We start from the raw sequence: 14,606 nt of genomic DNA, 5'->3' as shown, positions 1-14,606 counted from the left end.
CGGGTGCCGCGCAGCAACCGACCGCGGCGTCCCCGTGGTCGCGAGGTCGAGCCTGACGAGGAGACCACCCTCGACCGGCTGATGAGCTCGTGGAAGCGCACCGAGGTCCGCCACGGTCGTGAGTACCAGGTGCAGCCGATCTCGGCCGCGTCGGCGCAGAAGGAGTACATCTGCCCGGGGTGCGGCGGAACCGTCCTGCCCGGCACCGCCCACGTGGTGGTCTGGCGTGCGGACGGCGTGCTCGGTGACGCTGCCGACCTGGCGTCGCGCCGGCACTGGCACAACCACTGCTGGAGCATCGCATGACCGAGCGTGACGTGACGCACGACACCGAGATCCGATCGGCCACCGAGCTACCGGCCCGTCGCACCGAGGTCGAGCTCGTCACGGACGACCACCTGACGCTCGTCGGTGAGCTCGCCGAGCCTGCCGACACCCCGGCTCGCGGGACCATCGTCACGCTCCACCCGCTGCCGACCGCGCACGGGTTCATGGACTCGCACGTGCTCAAGAAGGCCGCCGCACGGTTGCCCGCCCTCGCCGACATCGCGGTGCTGCGCTTCAACTTCCGGTCCGTCACGTCGCCCCGGGGCACGTCCGAGGGTGTCTTCGGCGAGGGCGTGTCCGAGGGCTTCGACCTGCGCGCGGCCGTCGCCGAGGTCGCCGACCGCGGCCTGCCGACGCCGTGGCTGGTGGGGTGGTCCTTCGGCACCGAGGTGATCCTCAAGCACGCGCTCGAACACGTCGAGGCCGGCACGGTCGACGGCGTCGTCCTGCTGTCGCCACCGCTGCACCGCACCTCGGACGAGGAGCTCGCCCGCTGGGCTGCCGTCGGTGTCCCGGTCGTGGCGCTCGTCCCGGAACACGACGACTTCCTGCAGCCCGAAGCCGCCGCGGCACGGTTCGCGCTCGCCCCGAACGTCCGGGTCGTGCCCGTGGCCGGCGCGAAGCACCTGTGGGTGGGGGAGCGGTACGTGCGGATCGTCCTCGACGCGATCGCCGACCTCGTCGTGCCGGGCAGCGCCCCGCTGCCGACCAACTGGCCCGTCTGACCACGTCCGCACGAAGCCCTGCAGCCCGCCACCTGCACCAGGTGGGACGGCCTGGAGGCGCGGGTCACGCCTCCAGGCCGTGGACCGTCAGCGGTCGGTCGCGTCCACGTCGTCGTCAGCGTCCGCAGCGGACGCTGCGGCGGGTGCCGTGCCGAGCAGGCCCGTGGCGTTCGTGAGGACCCCGCGGAGGTTCTCGAGGTAGCCAGCGACGGCTTCGCGTTCGGTGCGGATCGCCGCCAGGCGGTCCTCGGCCTCGGCGATGACGCCGGCGGTGCGCTCCTCGGCGTCGGCGACCATCCGGTGCACGCGGTCCTGCGCGTCGGCGATGATGGTGCGGGCGTGCTCCTGGGCCTCGGCCGTGCTGGTGCGCTCGAGGTCGTCGGCCTCCTGCTGCAGGCGTTCGGCGCGCTCGCGGGCCTCGGTCGCGCGGCGGGTGGCCTCGGCGAGCTGCAGGTTGGCCTCGTCCAGGTACTTCTGCGTCTCGGTCACGGTCTCGTGGTGCTTCCGCAGGTAGTCCTGCTCGGCGTCGTCGCGGCGGGACGCGAGTTCCGACTCGAGCGTCGTGCGCGCTTCGTCGCGCTCCCGGGCGATCTCGGCGCGCACCTCGTCACGTTCCTTGACCAGGGCGGCGCGGGCCGTGTCGATCTCCTGCCGCAGGGCGGTGCGCTCGGCCTCGAGCACCCCCAGCTCGGCGGTGCGACGGTCGGCGATCTCGGTGTCGACCTCGGCGTGCTCGCGCTCGCGTCGGGCGGCGATGGCGTTCTCGTGCTCCCGGACGGCACGCTCGGCTGCCGCGTCGGCCTCGGCGCGCTCCTGCGCGATCCGGGCGTCGTGCTCCTCGAGCTCACGGGCGATCCGGTCGGCGGTCTCCTGCACCAGGCGCGCGTTCTCGACCCGGGTCTGCTCCTCGTCGACACGGAGCTGGGCGTGGGCCGCCTCGATCTCCTGCTCGAGCGCGGTGCGGGCTGCGGCCAGTTCGCGGTCCCACTGGGCGCGGGCGGCGGCGAGTTCCTCGTCGAGCTCGCGGCGGCGGTCCGCGACCTCGGTGTCGAGCTCGGCGCGACGGCGGGTGACCTCGGACTCGAGTTCGGCGCGACCGGTCTCGAGTGCCAGGGCGTGTGCCTGCTGCTCCTCGTCACGCTCACGGTGCCAGGCGGCACGGCCCTCGGTGACCTCGCGCTCGAGGGCCTCGCGCCGGGTCGTCTCCTCGCGGTCGAGGTCCTCGGTGCGGCGGGTGTGGTCGGCCTCGAAGACGGAACGGCGGTGCTCGGTCTCGCGGTCGAGCTCGGCCGCGGCGGTGCGGGCGTCGGCGGACTCGCGCTGGGCGATCTCGCGGAGCTCGGCGACCTCGTGCTCGACCTGCGCGCGCAGTGCGTTCGTCTCGCGGATGGCGACGGAACGGACCTCGGCGGCCTCGGTCACGGCGGCCCCGCGGATCGAGGCGGCTTCGTTGCGGGCGTCCTGCGTGAGCAGACCGGCCTCGGCGCGGGCACGTTCGACGGTGTCGGCTGCCTCGGCGCGGGCGCGGGTCAGTTCGTTGGTGGCGCGGGTGCGGGCGTCCTCGAGGGTGTCGCGCGCTTCCTCCTGGGCCTCGCGGACGGTGCGCTCGGCTTCGGCGCGGCTCGAGGCTCGGAGCCGCTGGGCGTCGATGTCCGCCTGGCTGATGAGCCGGGTCGACTGCTCCTCGGCCACACGCAAGGTGGACTCGAGGCGGGTGCCCAGTCCGCTGTACGTGGGCGTGCCGGCCTCGTCGAGCTCGCCCTGCAGTTCGGAGACCCGGGCCTGCAGGAGACGGATCTCCTTCGCGGCGTCGGCGCGGTCGTTGTTCGACTTGATGAGCTCGCGGCGCAGGTCGTTCAGCGAACGCTCCACCTCGTCGCGGCGGTACCCCCGCAGCTCGGTCCCGAACTCGGCCTCGTCGTTCGCCACGTGTCGCTCCTGGGTGCTCGGCGGAGGGCCTGGATCGGCCCGCGGTCGATTGTAGTGGCGGCCGGAGCGGGTCGTCTGAGTCCGGCGACAGCGCGGATTGATGCGCTGTCCAGCGTTGCTCGCTATCCTGAGTCGCTGATTCGCGCGCCGACATCCCCACCCCGGCGCGGTAGGGAGAGAGTTCGTGCGATTCGTCCTGGCGATCGTCAGTTTCGTCATCGGTCTGCTGCTCGTGGCGCTGGCGGTGGGACAGCGGACCGTGTTCGCGCCGCCGTCCTCGCTCGTGGCCGAGAGCTCGACGACCAGTTCCGCCCCGGTGACCGTGATCCCGGGGACGACGCTCAACGCCAACCCGGGCTACCAGCGCATCAACGTGTCCGGCTCCGGCAAGGTCTTCGCGGCCTACGGCAAGACCGCCGACGTGGATGCCTGGATCGGTGACGCCGAGCACACCACGCTCCGCTTCGACGCCGAGAAGGGCTCGCTGATCGGGTCGACCTCGGGCAGCGAGACCAGCGTCCCCTCGCCGAAGGGCAGCGACCTCTGGTACCAGGAGTACGACGGTGCCGGACAGTTCACGGTCCGCCTGCCGCAGGACGTCTCGGTCCTCGTCGTGAGCGACGGCAAGGCCGCAGCGCCGAGCGACGTGTCCGTCACCTGGCCGCAGGACACCGCGACGCCGGCGGTAGGTCCGCTGCTCGTGGCCGGCGGCGTGTTCGTCCTCGGAGGTCTCGTGCTGCTCGTCCTCGCCTTCCTGCACCAGCGCCGTGGCCGCGGTCCCCGCCGTCGCAGTGGTGGCAGCCGCCCGCCGCGGGTGCGTGCGTCCCGTCGAGCCGCCGCCGCCGGAGCCCAGGTGCCGCGCCGCGGTCGTCGCGGCACGCGTGCGCTCGTCGGCGTCCCGGTGCTGCTCGTCGGCGCCCTGACCCTGGCCGGCTGTTCCTCGGACTACTGGCCGCAGGGTGGCGACCCGTCGCTCGCCACGCCGACCCCGACGGCCACCGCCACGGGGGCTGCTGAGACCACGGAGCCGACGGCTGCGACCAAGCAGCAGATCACCCGCATCGTGCAGCGCACCGCCGCCGTCGCCGAGCAGGCCGACGGGGCCCGCGACCGCGACCTGGTCCGGACCCGGTTCTCCGGAGCGGCGCTCGATCTCCGTCTGGCGAACTACTCGATCCGCGGCAAGGACTCGGACGTCAAGGCACCGCCGGCGATCTCGGCCGCGCAGGTGTGCGTCGCGCTGCCGCAGCAGACCGACACCTGGCCGCGCACGGTCTTCACGATCGTCGCCGAGGACTGTGACGCCAAGTCCGCACCGCAGGCCCTGACCCTGGTGCAGGACACTGCCCGCGATCCGTACAAGGTGGCGTACGACGTCTCGCTCGAGGCCGACGCGAAGATCCCGAGCCTCGCCCCGACGACGATCGGTGCAGCACTGCTCGCGCCGGAGTCGAAGCTCCTGACGATCCAGCCCGACCAGGTCGCGACCGCCTACGGCGACATCCTGTCGAAGGACACCGCCAGTGAGTACGCCGACCTGTTCGCGACCGAGGGCGACGCGCTCCGCACCACCATCGGCAAGGCGTACAAGGACAAGAAGGCCAAGGCCCTGCCGGACACGGCGAAGATCGAGTACTCGTCCGAGGTGCCCGCCGACTCCGCAGTCGCCATCGCGACGGACGACGCCGGCGCCCTGGTCTCCGCGGACCTGGACGAGATCGAGAAGGTGACCCCGACCGCGTCGGGTGCCGAGGTGAACACCGAGGGTGCCGTCAAGGCACTGTCCGGCGTGGACACGAGCAAGAAGGGCATCAGCGCGACCTACAGCGTCCAGTTGCTCTTCTACGTGCCGCCGGTCGCCTCGGATGGCAAAGTGGTCCTGCTCGGGTTCACACAGGGCCTGACCGCAGCAAGTGAGGTGCAATGAGCAACATCCCCCCGACCCCGTCCGGGCTCCGCGGAGCCGTGGACCTGTCGTCGCTCGTCGACCGCGCACAGCGGCCGCCCCAGCCGTCCGGTGCTCCGGCCCCGGCGGGTTCCGCCAGCGGAGCCGCTCCCGGCACGGAAGCCGGCACCGTGAACGGTGCCGACCTGACCGTCCCGTCGCTCGTGATCGACGTCACCGACGCGACGTTCCAGGATGTCCTGGAGCTGTCGAACGTCGTCCCGGTCATCGTGGACATCTGGGCCGAGTGGTGCGGGCCGTGCAAGCAGCTCTCGCCGATCCTCGAGCAGCTCACCGCAGAGTACGACGGCCGCGTGGTGCTCGCCAAGGTGGACGCCGACACGAACCCGCAGCTCGTGCAGGCGTTCCAGGCGCAGTCGATCCCGACCGTGGCCGCCGTGATCGGCGGACGCCCGCTCGGGCTCTTCGTCGGGGCGCTGCCCGAGGCGCAGGTCCGTGATGTCTACGAGCAGGTGCTCCAGGCCGCCGAGCAGAACGGCGTGGCCGGTCGCGTGACCGTCGACGGCGCAGTCGCATCCGCTGACGCCGAGCAGGGCGAGCCGGAGCCGGAGCCGCTCCCGCCGCACCACCAGGCCGCGTACGACGCAATCGAGCGGGGTGACTACGCCAGCGCGATCGAGGAGTACAAGACCGCCATCCTGCAGGACCCGCACGACCAGATGGCCGTGGCCGGGCTCGCGCAGGTGTCACTGCTCGACCGGCTCAACGGTCGGACGGCCGACGAGATCCGGGCGGCAGCAGCCGCCGGCCCGCAGGACGTCCAGGCACAGCTGGCGGTCGCCGACCTCGACATCTCGGGCGGGCACGTCGACGACGCCTTCGGGCGGCTGCTCGACCTCGTACCGACGGTGTTCGGGGACGACCGTGAGGCCCTGCGTGTCCGGCTCGTCGAGTACTTCGAGCTCATCGGCAGCGAGGACCCGCGCGTCGTCGCGGCGCGTCGCCGCCTGGCGAACGCCCTGTACTGACCCCACGAGACAGACGGGAGGCCCGGTGCCAGCTGGCACCGGGCCTCCCGTCTGTTCATCGGTCGCGTCGAGGACGCTGGCCGGGCTACTGGGCCAGCTTCAGCCAGACGGCGCCGAGCGGCGGCACCACGAGGTGCGCCGAGGCCGGGCGGCCCGCCCACGGGGTGTCCTCCGCCGTGACGACGCCGAGGTTGCCGACTCCGGACCCGCCGTACTCGGCAGCATCGGTGTTGAGCACCTCGTGCCAATCACCGGCGGTCGGCAGCCCGAAGCGACGTTCCACCGGCACGCCGGAGAAGTTCACGAACACCGCGACCCGATCGTCGCCGTCCTTCCGCAGGAACCCGAGCGTCGAGTGCGGTGCGTCGCCGCCCTCGAGCCACTCGAAGCCGTCGGCTGTCGAGTCGTGCGTCCAGAGCGCAGGGGAGTCCTTGTACACGCGGTTGAGCTCCGCGACGAGGTCCTGCACACCTCGGTGGCCGGGCTGGTCGAGGAGCCACCAGTCGAGGCCCTTCGCCTCGGACCACTCGGCGGGCTGCGCGAACTCCTGGCCCATGAAGAGCAGCTGCTTGCCGGGGTGCGCCCACATGAACGCCAGGTACGCACGAACGTTGGCGAGCTTCTGCCACTCGTCGCCGGGCATCTTGCCGTACAGGGAGCCCTTGCCGTGCACGACCTCGTCGTGGCTGATCGGCAGCGTGAACTGCTCGCTGAACGCGTAGACGAACGAGAACGTGATCTCGTCGTGGTGGTAACTGCGGTACGCGGGGTCGCGCTGCACGTACTCGAGCGAGTCGTGCATCCACCCCATGTTCCACTTCTGCCCGAAGCCGAGCCCACCGGCGCTCGTCGGCTGGGTCACGCCCGGCCACGAGGTGCTCTCCTCCGCGATCATCACGATGCCGGGGTAGCGCTTGTACGCCGTCGCGTTCGTCTCCTGCAGGAACGAGATCGCGTCGAGGTTCTCGCGGCCACCGTGGATGTTCGGCAGCCAGTCGGTGCGGGAGTAGTCGAGGTACAGCATCGAGGCCACCGCGTCGACCCGCAGGCCGTCGATGTGGAACTCCTCGAGCCAGTACAGCGCGTTCGCGACCAGGAAGTTGCGCACCTGCGGCTGCCCGAAGTCGAACACGTACGTGCCCCAGTCGAGCTGCTCACCGCGGCGGGGGTCCGGGTGCTCGAACAGTGCGTAGCCGTCGAAGCGACCGAGCGCCCACTCGTCCTTCGGGAAGTGCCCGGGGACCCAGTCCATGATCACGCCGATGCCCGCGGAGTGCAGGCGGTCGATCAGGTAGCGCAGGTCGTCGGGCGAACCGAAACGTGCTGTCGGTGCGTAGTACCCGGTGACCTGGTAGCCCCACGAGCCGCCGAAGGGGTGCTCGGCGAGCGGCAGGAACTCCACGTGGGTGAAGCCGGTGTACTCCACGTGCCCGATGAGCTGGTCGGCGACCTCGCGGTACGACAGACCGGGGCGCCAGGAGCCGAGGTGCACCTCGTAGACGCTCATCGGGGCGTCGTGCGTGGTGGTCTGCGCGCGGCGCTCCATCCACGCGGCGTCACCCTCGGACCACGCGTACGTGGACTCGGTGATGACGGAGGCGGTCGCCGGCGCGATCTCGGCCTCGCGGGCGAACGGGTCGGCCCGCTCCACCCAACCGGAGTCGGTGAGGATCTGGAACTTGTAGCGCTGCCCGACGACCGCGCCGGGCCAGAACAGCTCCCAGACGCCGAGGTCGCTCAGACGGCGCATCGCGGTGGTGCGGCCTTCCCAGCCCTCGAAGTCGCCGATCACGCGGACGGCGGTCGCCCGGGGCGCCCAGACGGCGAACGCGACACCGTCGACGCCGTCGACCGTGCGGGCGTGTGCGCCGAGGTGGTGCCAGAGCTGCTCGTCACGGCCCTCGCCGAACAGGTGCAGGTCGAGCTCGCCGAGCGTCGGGGCGAACCGGTACGCGTCGTCGGTGGTCCAGGTGGCGTCGTCTTCGTCCGTGGACTCGTCGGAGTCGTACTCCGACTCGACGCGGTAGCGACCGAGCGGATCGGCGGTGGCGCCGGCCCAGAGCCCGTCGCCCTCGTGGGTGAGCTCGATGTCGTCGCCGTCGGGGCGCACGAGGCGCACCGCGCGGGCCAGGTGCCGGACGACGCGGACACTGGTGCCGCCGTCGACCGGGTGCGGGCCGAGCACGTCGTGCGGCTGGGACCAGCGGCCCTCGGCCACCTGCAGACGCAGCCAGTCCTCGATCGGAGCCGGACGCGGATCCGTGGCCGTACCGGCAGGGGCAGGGGCAGCAGCTGAGGCGTCAGCCGGAGTCGATGCCGACACCTCAGCCGGAGCCGGCGCCGAAGCAGCGGCGCTCGGGGCGGCCGGAGCCTCGACGGAGGCAGGCCGGACCACGGGTGCAGCGCCTCCGGTCGGGGCCGTCGGGGCGTCCGACGGTGCCGCGGCTGCGACGGACGGCTGCCGCGGGTGCGTCGGGTCGACAGGATGCCCGGCGAGCGTGGCGGACTCCGCCACGCCGCGGTCGGGCGCCTCGCGCTGCGCCGGCGGAGCGCCGGGCAGGTCCTCGTCCGGCGCGGACACCTTCGGCTCGTACCGCGGCACGGCCGGCGGCGGAGGCGGTACGGGTGGGACGGCCGGTCCGCGCTTCGTGGGGTCGGTCGGTTCGGGGGTCATCGGTGGGGTCCTTCCACGACGAGCAGGTGCACGGGCTCCTGGAACGCATCCAGGCGGACGTAGTTCGACGCGCCCCAGGTCCAGCGCTGACCGGTCACGACGTCGCGGACGTCGAACAGGCCCTCGGTCGGCAGACCGAGTGCAGCGAGGTCCAGGTGCACGGTGGTCTCACGGGCGGAGTGCGGGTCGACGTTGGCGACCACGATCACGGTGTCGGGGCGTCCTGACCGGATGTACTCGCCCGACAGGTGCTTCGAGTAGACGACGATCGCCGGGTCCTCGGCGGCGTGCACGTGCAGGTTCCGCAGCTGTCGCAGCGCGGGGTGCGCCGCTCGGAGGCGGTTGAGCATCGTCACGTACGGCGCGAGCGACGCACCCTCTGCCTCGGCCAGGGCGAAGTCACGCGGCTTGTACTCGTACTTCTCGTTGTCGATGTTCTCTTCCGAGCCCGGACGGGCGACGTCCTCGAAGAGCTCGTACCCGGCGTACATGCCCCACGTCGGCGCACCGGTGGCGGCGAGCGCCGCGCGCACCTTGTAGCCGGCACGGCCGCCGAACTGCAGGTACTCGGTGAGGATGTCGGGGGTGTTCACGAAGAGGTTCGGGCGCAGGTAGTCGCTCGTCTCGTGGGAGAGCTCCGTGAAGTAGTCCTCGATCTCGTCCTTCGTGTTGCGCCAGGTGAAGTACGAGTACGACTGCTGGAACCCGGCTTCGGCGAGCGCGCGCATCATCGCCGGGCGGGTGAACGCCTCGGCGAGGAACACGGTGTCGGGGTGTTCGTCGCGGATCTCGCGGATGACGCGTTCCCAGAACCAGAGCGGCTTGGTGTGCGGGTTGTCGACGCGGAAGATCCGGATGCCGAAGTCGATCCAGTGGCGCAGGACACGCTCGACCTCGGTGACCAGACCCTCGGGGTCGGTGTCGAACTGGATCGGGTAGATGTCCTGGTACCGCTTCGGGGGGTTCTCGGCGGTCGCGATGGAGCCGTCGGCACGCTGCGTGAACCACTCCGGGTGCTGGGTGACCCAGGGGTGGTCGGGGGAGCACTGCAGCGCGAAGTCCAGCGCGACCTCCATGCCGGTGTTCTTCGCCGTCTCGACGAAGTCGCGGAAGTCGTCCTCGGTGCCGAGGTCGGGGTGGATCGCGTCGTGCCCGCCGTCAGGGGAGCCGATCGCCCACGGGCTGCCGGGGTCGTGCGGCCCGGGCGTGAGCGTGTTGTTCGGCCCCTTGCGGGCGGTGGTGCCGATGGGGTGGATCGGCGGCAGGTAGATGACGTCGAAGCCCATCCGGGCGACGGCGGGCAGACGGCGGGCCGCGGTGCGGAAGTCGCCGCTCTTCCAGGAGCCGTCGGGGTTCTTCTTCGCACCTTCTGAGCGGGGGAAGAACTCGTACCAGGCGCCGACGCCGGCGCGGGTGCGTTCGACGTCGAGCAGCTGGGTGGCGGAGTGGGTCCGGAGCGAGGTGAGCGGGGCTTCCTCGACCTCGGCGACGATGCGTGGGTCGTCGACGGCGGCCAGGCGTTCGGCCGGGTCGAGGTCGGTGTCCCGGACGCGTGCGGCGGCACGGGTGGCGGCGGGGGAGTCGGTCTCCTCGGCCAGCCGGTCGAGCAGCACGGCGCCGTCGAGCAGCGTCGCCTCGGTGTCGACGCCGGCCGCGATCTTCAGACGTGCGCCGTGCAGCCAGCTCGCCCAGTCGTCGGAGTACGACTCGACGTGCCACGTCCAGACGCCGACGTGGTCGACCTGCACCGTGGCTTCGTAGCGGTCGGTGCCGGGGGCACCGAGGGTCATGGGGACGGTGCGAGTTCCACCGTCTGGGCGTTCGAGGACGAGGTCGGCGCCGATGATGCCGTGTCCTTCTCGGAAGACGGTTGCACCGAACGTGATCACCTCGCCGTCGAATGCCTTGCCGGGGAAGCCGTTCGGCGTCCTCGGGGCGAGCTCGGTGATCGGGATGCGCCCGATCTTCGGGCGGCGGGGTCGGTCTGCGGTGGCCACGGAAGCGACGCTACCCGGCGAGCGGCTCCGCGTTCCCCGGAATCGGCCCGCTGTGGCGGGCCGGGCGCGCCGTGGACCCTGTTGAGGACCGGACGGATCGGCCCGCTGTGGCGGGCCGGGCGCGCCGTGGACCCTGTTGAGGACCGGACGGGAGGCCCGTGGCGGGGCCGCCACGGGCCTCCCGTCCGCCACCCGTTCGCGACGCCGGGCCGCACCCGCCTGCTCGGCGCTACGCCACCTCGAACAGGTGGATGCCGGGGCCGTAGGCGGTGAAGACCTGCCCGGCGGGACGGAGGCGCTCGTGGTCGCGGTGCTTCTCGCTCGACCAGGCCAGGCGGTACGCGAAGACGTCCTCGCGGACCGGCAGGGTCAGGTCGCGGGTGCGGCCGCTGCCGTGCACGACCACCAGGACGCGGTCGAAGGGCTCGTGCTCCGGCGTCGACTCGACGAAGTACTGCAGGGCGCGGTGCACGGGCTGGTCCCAACCCTCGATCGTCATCGGGTGCCCGTCCGGCCCGTACCAGGACATCCGCGAGGCCCCGGGGGTCTCCTGCCCCTCGACGCCGAAGCGGGTGGGGCGGAGCGACGGGTGCGCCTGCCGGAACCGTGCCAGCGCGGCGACGGCCTCGGTCATCGTCTCGGCGTCCTCGTCGTCGGACCAGTCCACCGGGGTCAGGTCGTCAGACACCACGTAGGCGTTGTTGTTGCCGTGCTGCGTGCGGCTCCGCTCGTCGCCGGCGGTGAGCATCGGCACCCCGGCGGACAGCATCAGGGTCGCCACCAGGTTGCGCATCGACCGCCCACGCGCGGCACGGACCCCGCGGTCGGCGGTGTCGCCCTCGATGCCGTGGTTGAACGAGCGGTTGTCGTTCGAGCCGTCGCGGTTGTCCTCGCCGTTGGCCTCGTTGTGCTTGCCGTCGTACGACACCAGGTCGAGCAGGGTGAAGCCGTCGTGCGCGGTGACGAAGTTGACGCTCGCCAGCGGGCCGCGGTCGGCACCGAAGACACTCCTCGACCCCGACAACGCCTCAGCCAGCCGGCCGATCCCGGTCTGCGGCAGGCCGGTGCGGCGCTCCTCGGCGATGTCGGTGAGCCAGAACTGGCGGACCGTGTCGCGGAACCCGTCGTTCCACTCGCTCGTGCGGTGACCGGCCGCGCCGAAGGCACCGGTCTTCCAGCCGTCCGGGCCGACGTCCCACGGCTCGGCGATCACCAGGGTGTCCTGCAGGTCGGGGTGGTTCCGGATGCGCTCGAGCAGCGGGTGCGACGGGTCGAACCGGTGCTCGCCGTCGCGGGCCAGGGCGGCCATCAGGTCGAAGCGGAAGCCGTCGACCTGCACCTCGCGTGCCCAGTACACCAGGCTGTCGACGATGAGGTCCGCCGTCGCCTCGACCGAGGTGTCGAGCGTGTTCCCGCACCCGGTGGTGTCGTAGTAGGTGTCCCGGCGGGGCGGGTCGGTCTGCGCCCAGCGGTAGCGGTTCGCGCCGTCGATGCCGCGCAGACTCGTCGTCGGACCACCCAGGCCCTCTTCCGCGGTGTGGTTGTAGACGACGTCCAGGACGACCTGGATGCCGGCCTCGTGCAGCAGCCGGACCATGCCCTTGAACTCGCGCAGGACGGCGTCGGCGCCCTCCTGCTGCGCCGGCGCCGAGGCGTGCGCGGCGTGCGGGGCGAAGAACCCGAGCGTGTTGTAGCCCCAGGCGTTCTGCCGGCCGGCGTCGCGGAGCCACCGCTCGGTGTCGAAGGCCTGCACGGGCAGCAGCTCGAGCGTGGTGACGCCGATGCGGTGCAGGTGCGCGATCGTGCTCTCGTGGGCGACCCCGGCGTACGTGCCGCGCAGGTGTTCCGGCAGGTGCGGGTTCGCGGCCGTCAGGGTGCGGACGTTCGCCTCGTACACGACGGCACGGTCGAGCGGGACCTGCGGCTTCACGACGCCGCCCCAGTCGAAGGCGTCGTCGACGACCACGCTGGTCCAGCGTGGTCCGGCGGCCTCGTCGTCGCCGGTCGGCAGGATGCCACGAGCGTACGGGTCGAGCAGCGGACGCGTCGGGTCGAACTCGTGCCGCGGCCCGACCGGCCCGTCGACGAGCAGGTGGTAGCGGTCGCCGGGCACGACCCCGGGGACCTCGCCGGTCCACACGTCCGTGTCGGGGACGCGCTCGAGCGGGTGCCGGGTCGGCCGGCCGTCGGAGCGGTCGTGCCCGTCCGCGCCTTCGGCGCTCCCCGCGCCCGCCACGACCAGGACGATGCTCGTCGCCGTCGCGGACCGCAGGGTGAACCGGGGGACGGTCCCGCCCAGGGAGAACCCCGGCGTGAGGTCGATCGCTGTCTCGTGCACGCGACAAGGGTACGAGGACCGGCGCGTATCCTGGACACTGCTCGATCCAGGGGGTGCATTTGTCGGTCTACCTCGACCACGCCGCGACGACGCCGATCCTGCCGGAGGCGCTCGCCGCCTTCACCGATGCCCTGGGCACCGTCGGCAACCCGTCGTCCATCCACAGCGCCGGTCAACGCGCCAAGATGCTGCTCGAGGACGGTCGCGCCGCCGTCGCCCGCTCGCTCGACGCCGACCCGGTGGAGGTCGTGTTCACCTCCGGCGGCACCGAGAGCATCAACCTCGCCGTGAAGGGCCTGTTCTGGGCTCGCCAGCGCGACCGCCAGCGGCCCCGCATCGTCGTCCCGGGCGGCGAGCACCACGCCACGGTCGACACCCTGACCTGGTTGGAGACCCACGAGGGCGCCGTGATCGACGTGGTCCCGTTGGACGCGCAGGGTCGCGTCGACCTCGCCGGACTGGAGGCACGGCTCGCCGACGCCTCGGACGTCGCCCTGGTCACGTTCCTGTGGGCGAACAACGAGGTGGGCACCATCCAGCCCGTGTCACGGATCGTCGAGCTCGCGCACGCCGCCGGCGTGCCCGTGCACAGCGACGCGGTCGCCGCCTACGGGCAGGTGCCGGTGTCGTTCGCCGCGTCCGGCCTCGACGCCCTCAGCGTCTCCGCGCACAAGGTCGGCGGGCCCGTCGGCATCGGTGCGCTCGTGCTCGGACGGAAGGCCACCGTCGAGCCCCTCATCCACGGTGGTGGGCAGCAGCGGCAGGTGCGGAGCGGCACACAGGACGCCCCGGCGGCTGCGGCCTTCGGCGTGGCGGCCAGCGCGGTCGTCGCCGAGCCGATGCCGCACCCGTCACTCGTCGCCCTGCGGGACCGTCTGGTCGCCGGGGTCCGTGCGGCCGTCCCCGCCGCGATGTTGATGGGGGACCCCGTCGACCGCCTGCCGGGCAACGCGCACTTCACGTTCCCCGGCTGCGAGGGCGACTCGCTCCTGTTCCTGCTCGACGCCGCCGGGGTCGCGGTCTCGACGGGGTCGGCGTGCCAGGCCGGTGTGCCCGAGGCGTCGCACGTGCTGCTCGCGATGGGACTGTCGGAGCAGGATGCCCGTGGCGCGCTCCGGATCACGCTCGGCCACACGACGACCGATGCCGACGTCGACGCGTTCCTGACGGCGCTGCCCGATGCTGTCGCACGGGCCGGTGCCGCGGGGATGGCATCGCGGGAGCCGCTGCTCGGGCGGTAGTGGTCGACCCCGGGCATCCTCTGCTCGACCACCGGCCTACGGAAGCGGCCGCCGTCGGATCCAGGCGCCGACCGAGACGTGCGAGAGGGCGGTCGCAGCGAGACAGACCATCGCCCACCCGACGACGGTGTGCCCGGTTGCGATCCAGAAGACCCCGAGGGCGAGGACGAGGGCTGTCACGAGCGCACCGAAGACGAGCATGAGCAGACTGGACACGGGACTGGCGTTCTGAGTGAGCCGAGCGTCACGCACCCAGATCGGGTCCCGTACACGCCACACGAAGATCGCGACGGTGCCCATCAACACCGCGATGCTCGCTGCGAGCAGACCTGTTCCAGCCACCGCGCGATGGTAGCTCGGCAGCGCCTCTCGCGACGCAGTCAAAGCAACCGACGCGATGTCCACCGGGGGCTCGTGGCCGACCCGCATCGTTGTGATACT

10 protein-coding genes are annotated in these 14,606 nt (G+C 72.1%); 5 read left to right on the top strand and 5 right to left on the bottom strand.

The features are described from left to right. Window positions 1–3: 3 nt before the first annotated feature. Together OE229_RS13150 and OE229_RS13145 are read left to right on the top strand one after the other, a co-directional pair. Entirely contained in the window at window positions 4–306 is a 303-nt protein-coding gene (locus OE229_RS13150; RefSeq protein WP_262138392.1) for a hypothetical protein, read from the top strand. Then, window positions 303–1,052: an alpha/beta hydrolase gene (locus OE229_RS13145; protein WP_262138391.1), complete on the top strand. Its 750-nt coding sequence runs from the start codon at window positions 303–305 to the stop codon at window positions 1,050–1,052. The genes OE229_RS13150 and OE229_RS13145 overlap by 4 nt, the downstream gene beginning before the upstream one ends. 87 nt (window positions 1,053–1,139) lie before the next feature. Here the strand turns inward: OE229_RS13145 and OE229_RS13140 are convergent, their stop codons facing one another. Then, window positions 1,140–2,981 (bottom strand): coiled-coil domain-containing protein, encoded by a 1,842-nt coding sequence (locus tag OE229_RS13140; protein WP_182065615.1) that lies wholly within the window; start codon window positions 2,979–2,981, stop codon window positions 1,140–1,142. Between the two features lie 184 nt (window positions 2,982–3,165). On the opposite strand from OE229_RS13140, the gene OE229_RS13135 reads away from it, so the two are divergent. Then, entirely contained in the window at window positions 3,166–4,908 is a 1,743-nt protein-coding gene (locus OE229_RS13135; RefSeq protein ID WP_262138388.1) for a hypothetical protein, read from the top strand. After that, complete coding sequence (locus OE229_RS13130; RefSeq protein WP_262138386.1) at window positions 4,905–5,915, top strand: tetratricopeptide repeat protein; 1,011 nt, start codon at window positions 4,905–4,907, stop codon at window positions 5,913–5,915. The genes OE229_RS13135 and OE229_RS13130 overlap by 4 nt, the downstream gene beginning before the upstream one ends. Before the next feature lie 85 nt (window positions 5,916–6,000). On the opposite strand, the gene glgB is transcribed toward OE229_RS13130, so the two are convergent. The 3 genes from glgB to OE229_RS13115 all read right to left on the bottom strand — a co-directional run bounded on the left by glgB (window position 6,001) and on the right by OE229_RS13115 (window position 12,924). Beyond that, the gene (glgB, locus tag OE229_RS13125; RefSeq protein WP_262138384.1) at window positions 6,001–8,589 is read right to left on the bottom strand and encodes a 1,4-alpha-glucan branching protein GlgB; all 2,589 of its coding nucleotides are present in this window, start codon (window positions 8,587–8,589) and stop codon (window positions 6,001–6,003) included. Beyond that, window positions 8,586–10,586, bottom strand: a complete 2,001-nt coding sequence (locus tag OE229_RS13120) for an alpha-1,4-glucan--maltose-1-phosphate maltosyltransferase (RefSeq protein WP_182065619.1) — start codon at window positions 10,584–10,586, stop codon at window positions 8,586–8,588. The genes glgB and OE229_RS13120 overlap by 4 nt, the downstream gene beginning before the upstream one ends. A gap of 229 nt (window positions 10,587–10,815) precedes the next feature. Then, window positions 10,816–12,924, bottom strand: a complete 2,109-nt coding sequence (locus OE229_RS13115) for a glycogen debranching protein (RefSeq protein WP_262138381.1) — start codon at window positions 12,922–12,924, stop codon at window positions 10,816–10,818. 59 nt (window positions 12,925–12,983) lie between these two features. Here OE229_RS13115 and OE229_RS13110 point away from each other — a divergent pair, with 59 nt between their 5' ends. Continuing rightward, window positions 12,984–14,165 (top strand): cysteine desulfurase family protein, encoded by a 1,182-nt coding sequence (locus tag OE229_RS13110; protein WP_262140151.1) that lies wholly within the window; start codon window positions 12,984–12,986, stop codon window positions 14,163–14,165. Between the two features lie 36 nt (window positions 14,166–14,201). On the opposite strand, the gene OE229_RS13105 is transcribed toward OE229_RS13110, so the two are convergent. Next, on the bottom strand, window positions 14,202–14,507 hold the full coding sequence (locus OE229_RS13105) for a hypothetical protein (RefSeq protein ID WP_259578131.1): 306 nt from the start codon (window positions 14,505–14,507) through the stop codon (window positions 14,202–14,204). Between the last annotated feature and the right edge of the window lie 99 nt (window positions 14,508–14,606).

Origin of the sequence: Curtobacterium poinsettiae (assembly GCF_025677645.1) — a bacterium.
Taxonomy (GTDB): Bacteria; Actinomycetota; Actinomycetes; order Actinomycetales; family Microbacteriaceae; genus Curtobacterium; species Curtobacterium poinsettiae_A.
Note: the sequence above shows the minus strand (reverse complement) of the source record. Positions and strands in the feature narration are given on the sequence as shown.

Coding starts and splice junctions, on each gene's coding strand:
- glgB (WP_262138384.1), bottom strand. CDS start 8,589: ATGACCCCCGAACCGACCGACCCCACGAAGCGCGGACCGGCCGTCCCA.
- OE229_RS13130 (WP_262138386.1), top strand. CDS start 4,905: ATGAGCAACATCCCCCCGACCCCGTCCGGGCTCCGCGGAGCCGTGGAC.
- OE229_RS13145 (WP_262138391.1), top strand. CDS start 303: ATGACCGAGCGTGACGTGACGCACGACACCGAGATCCGATCGGCCACC.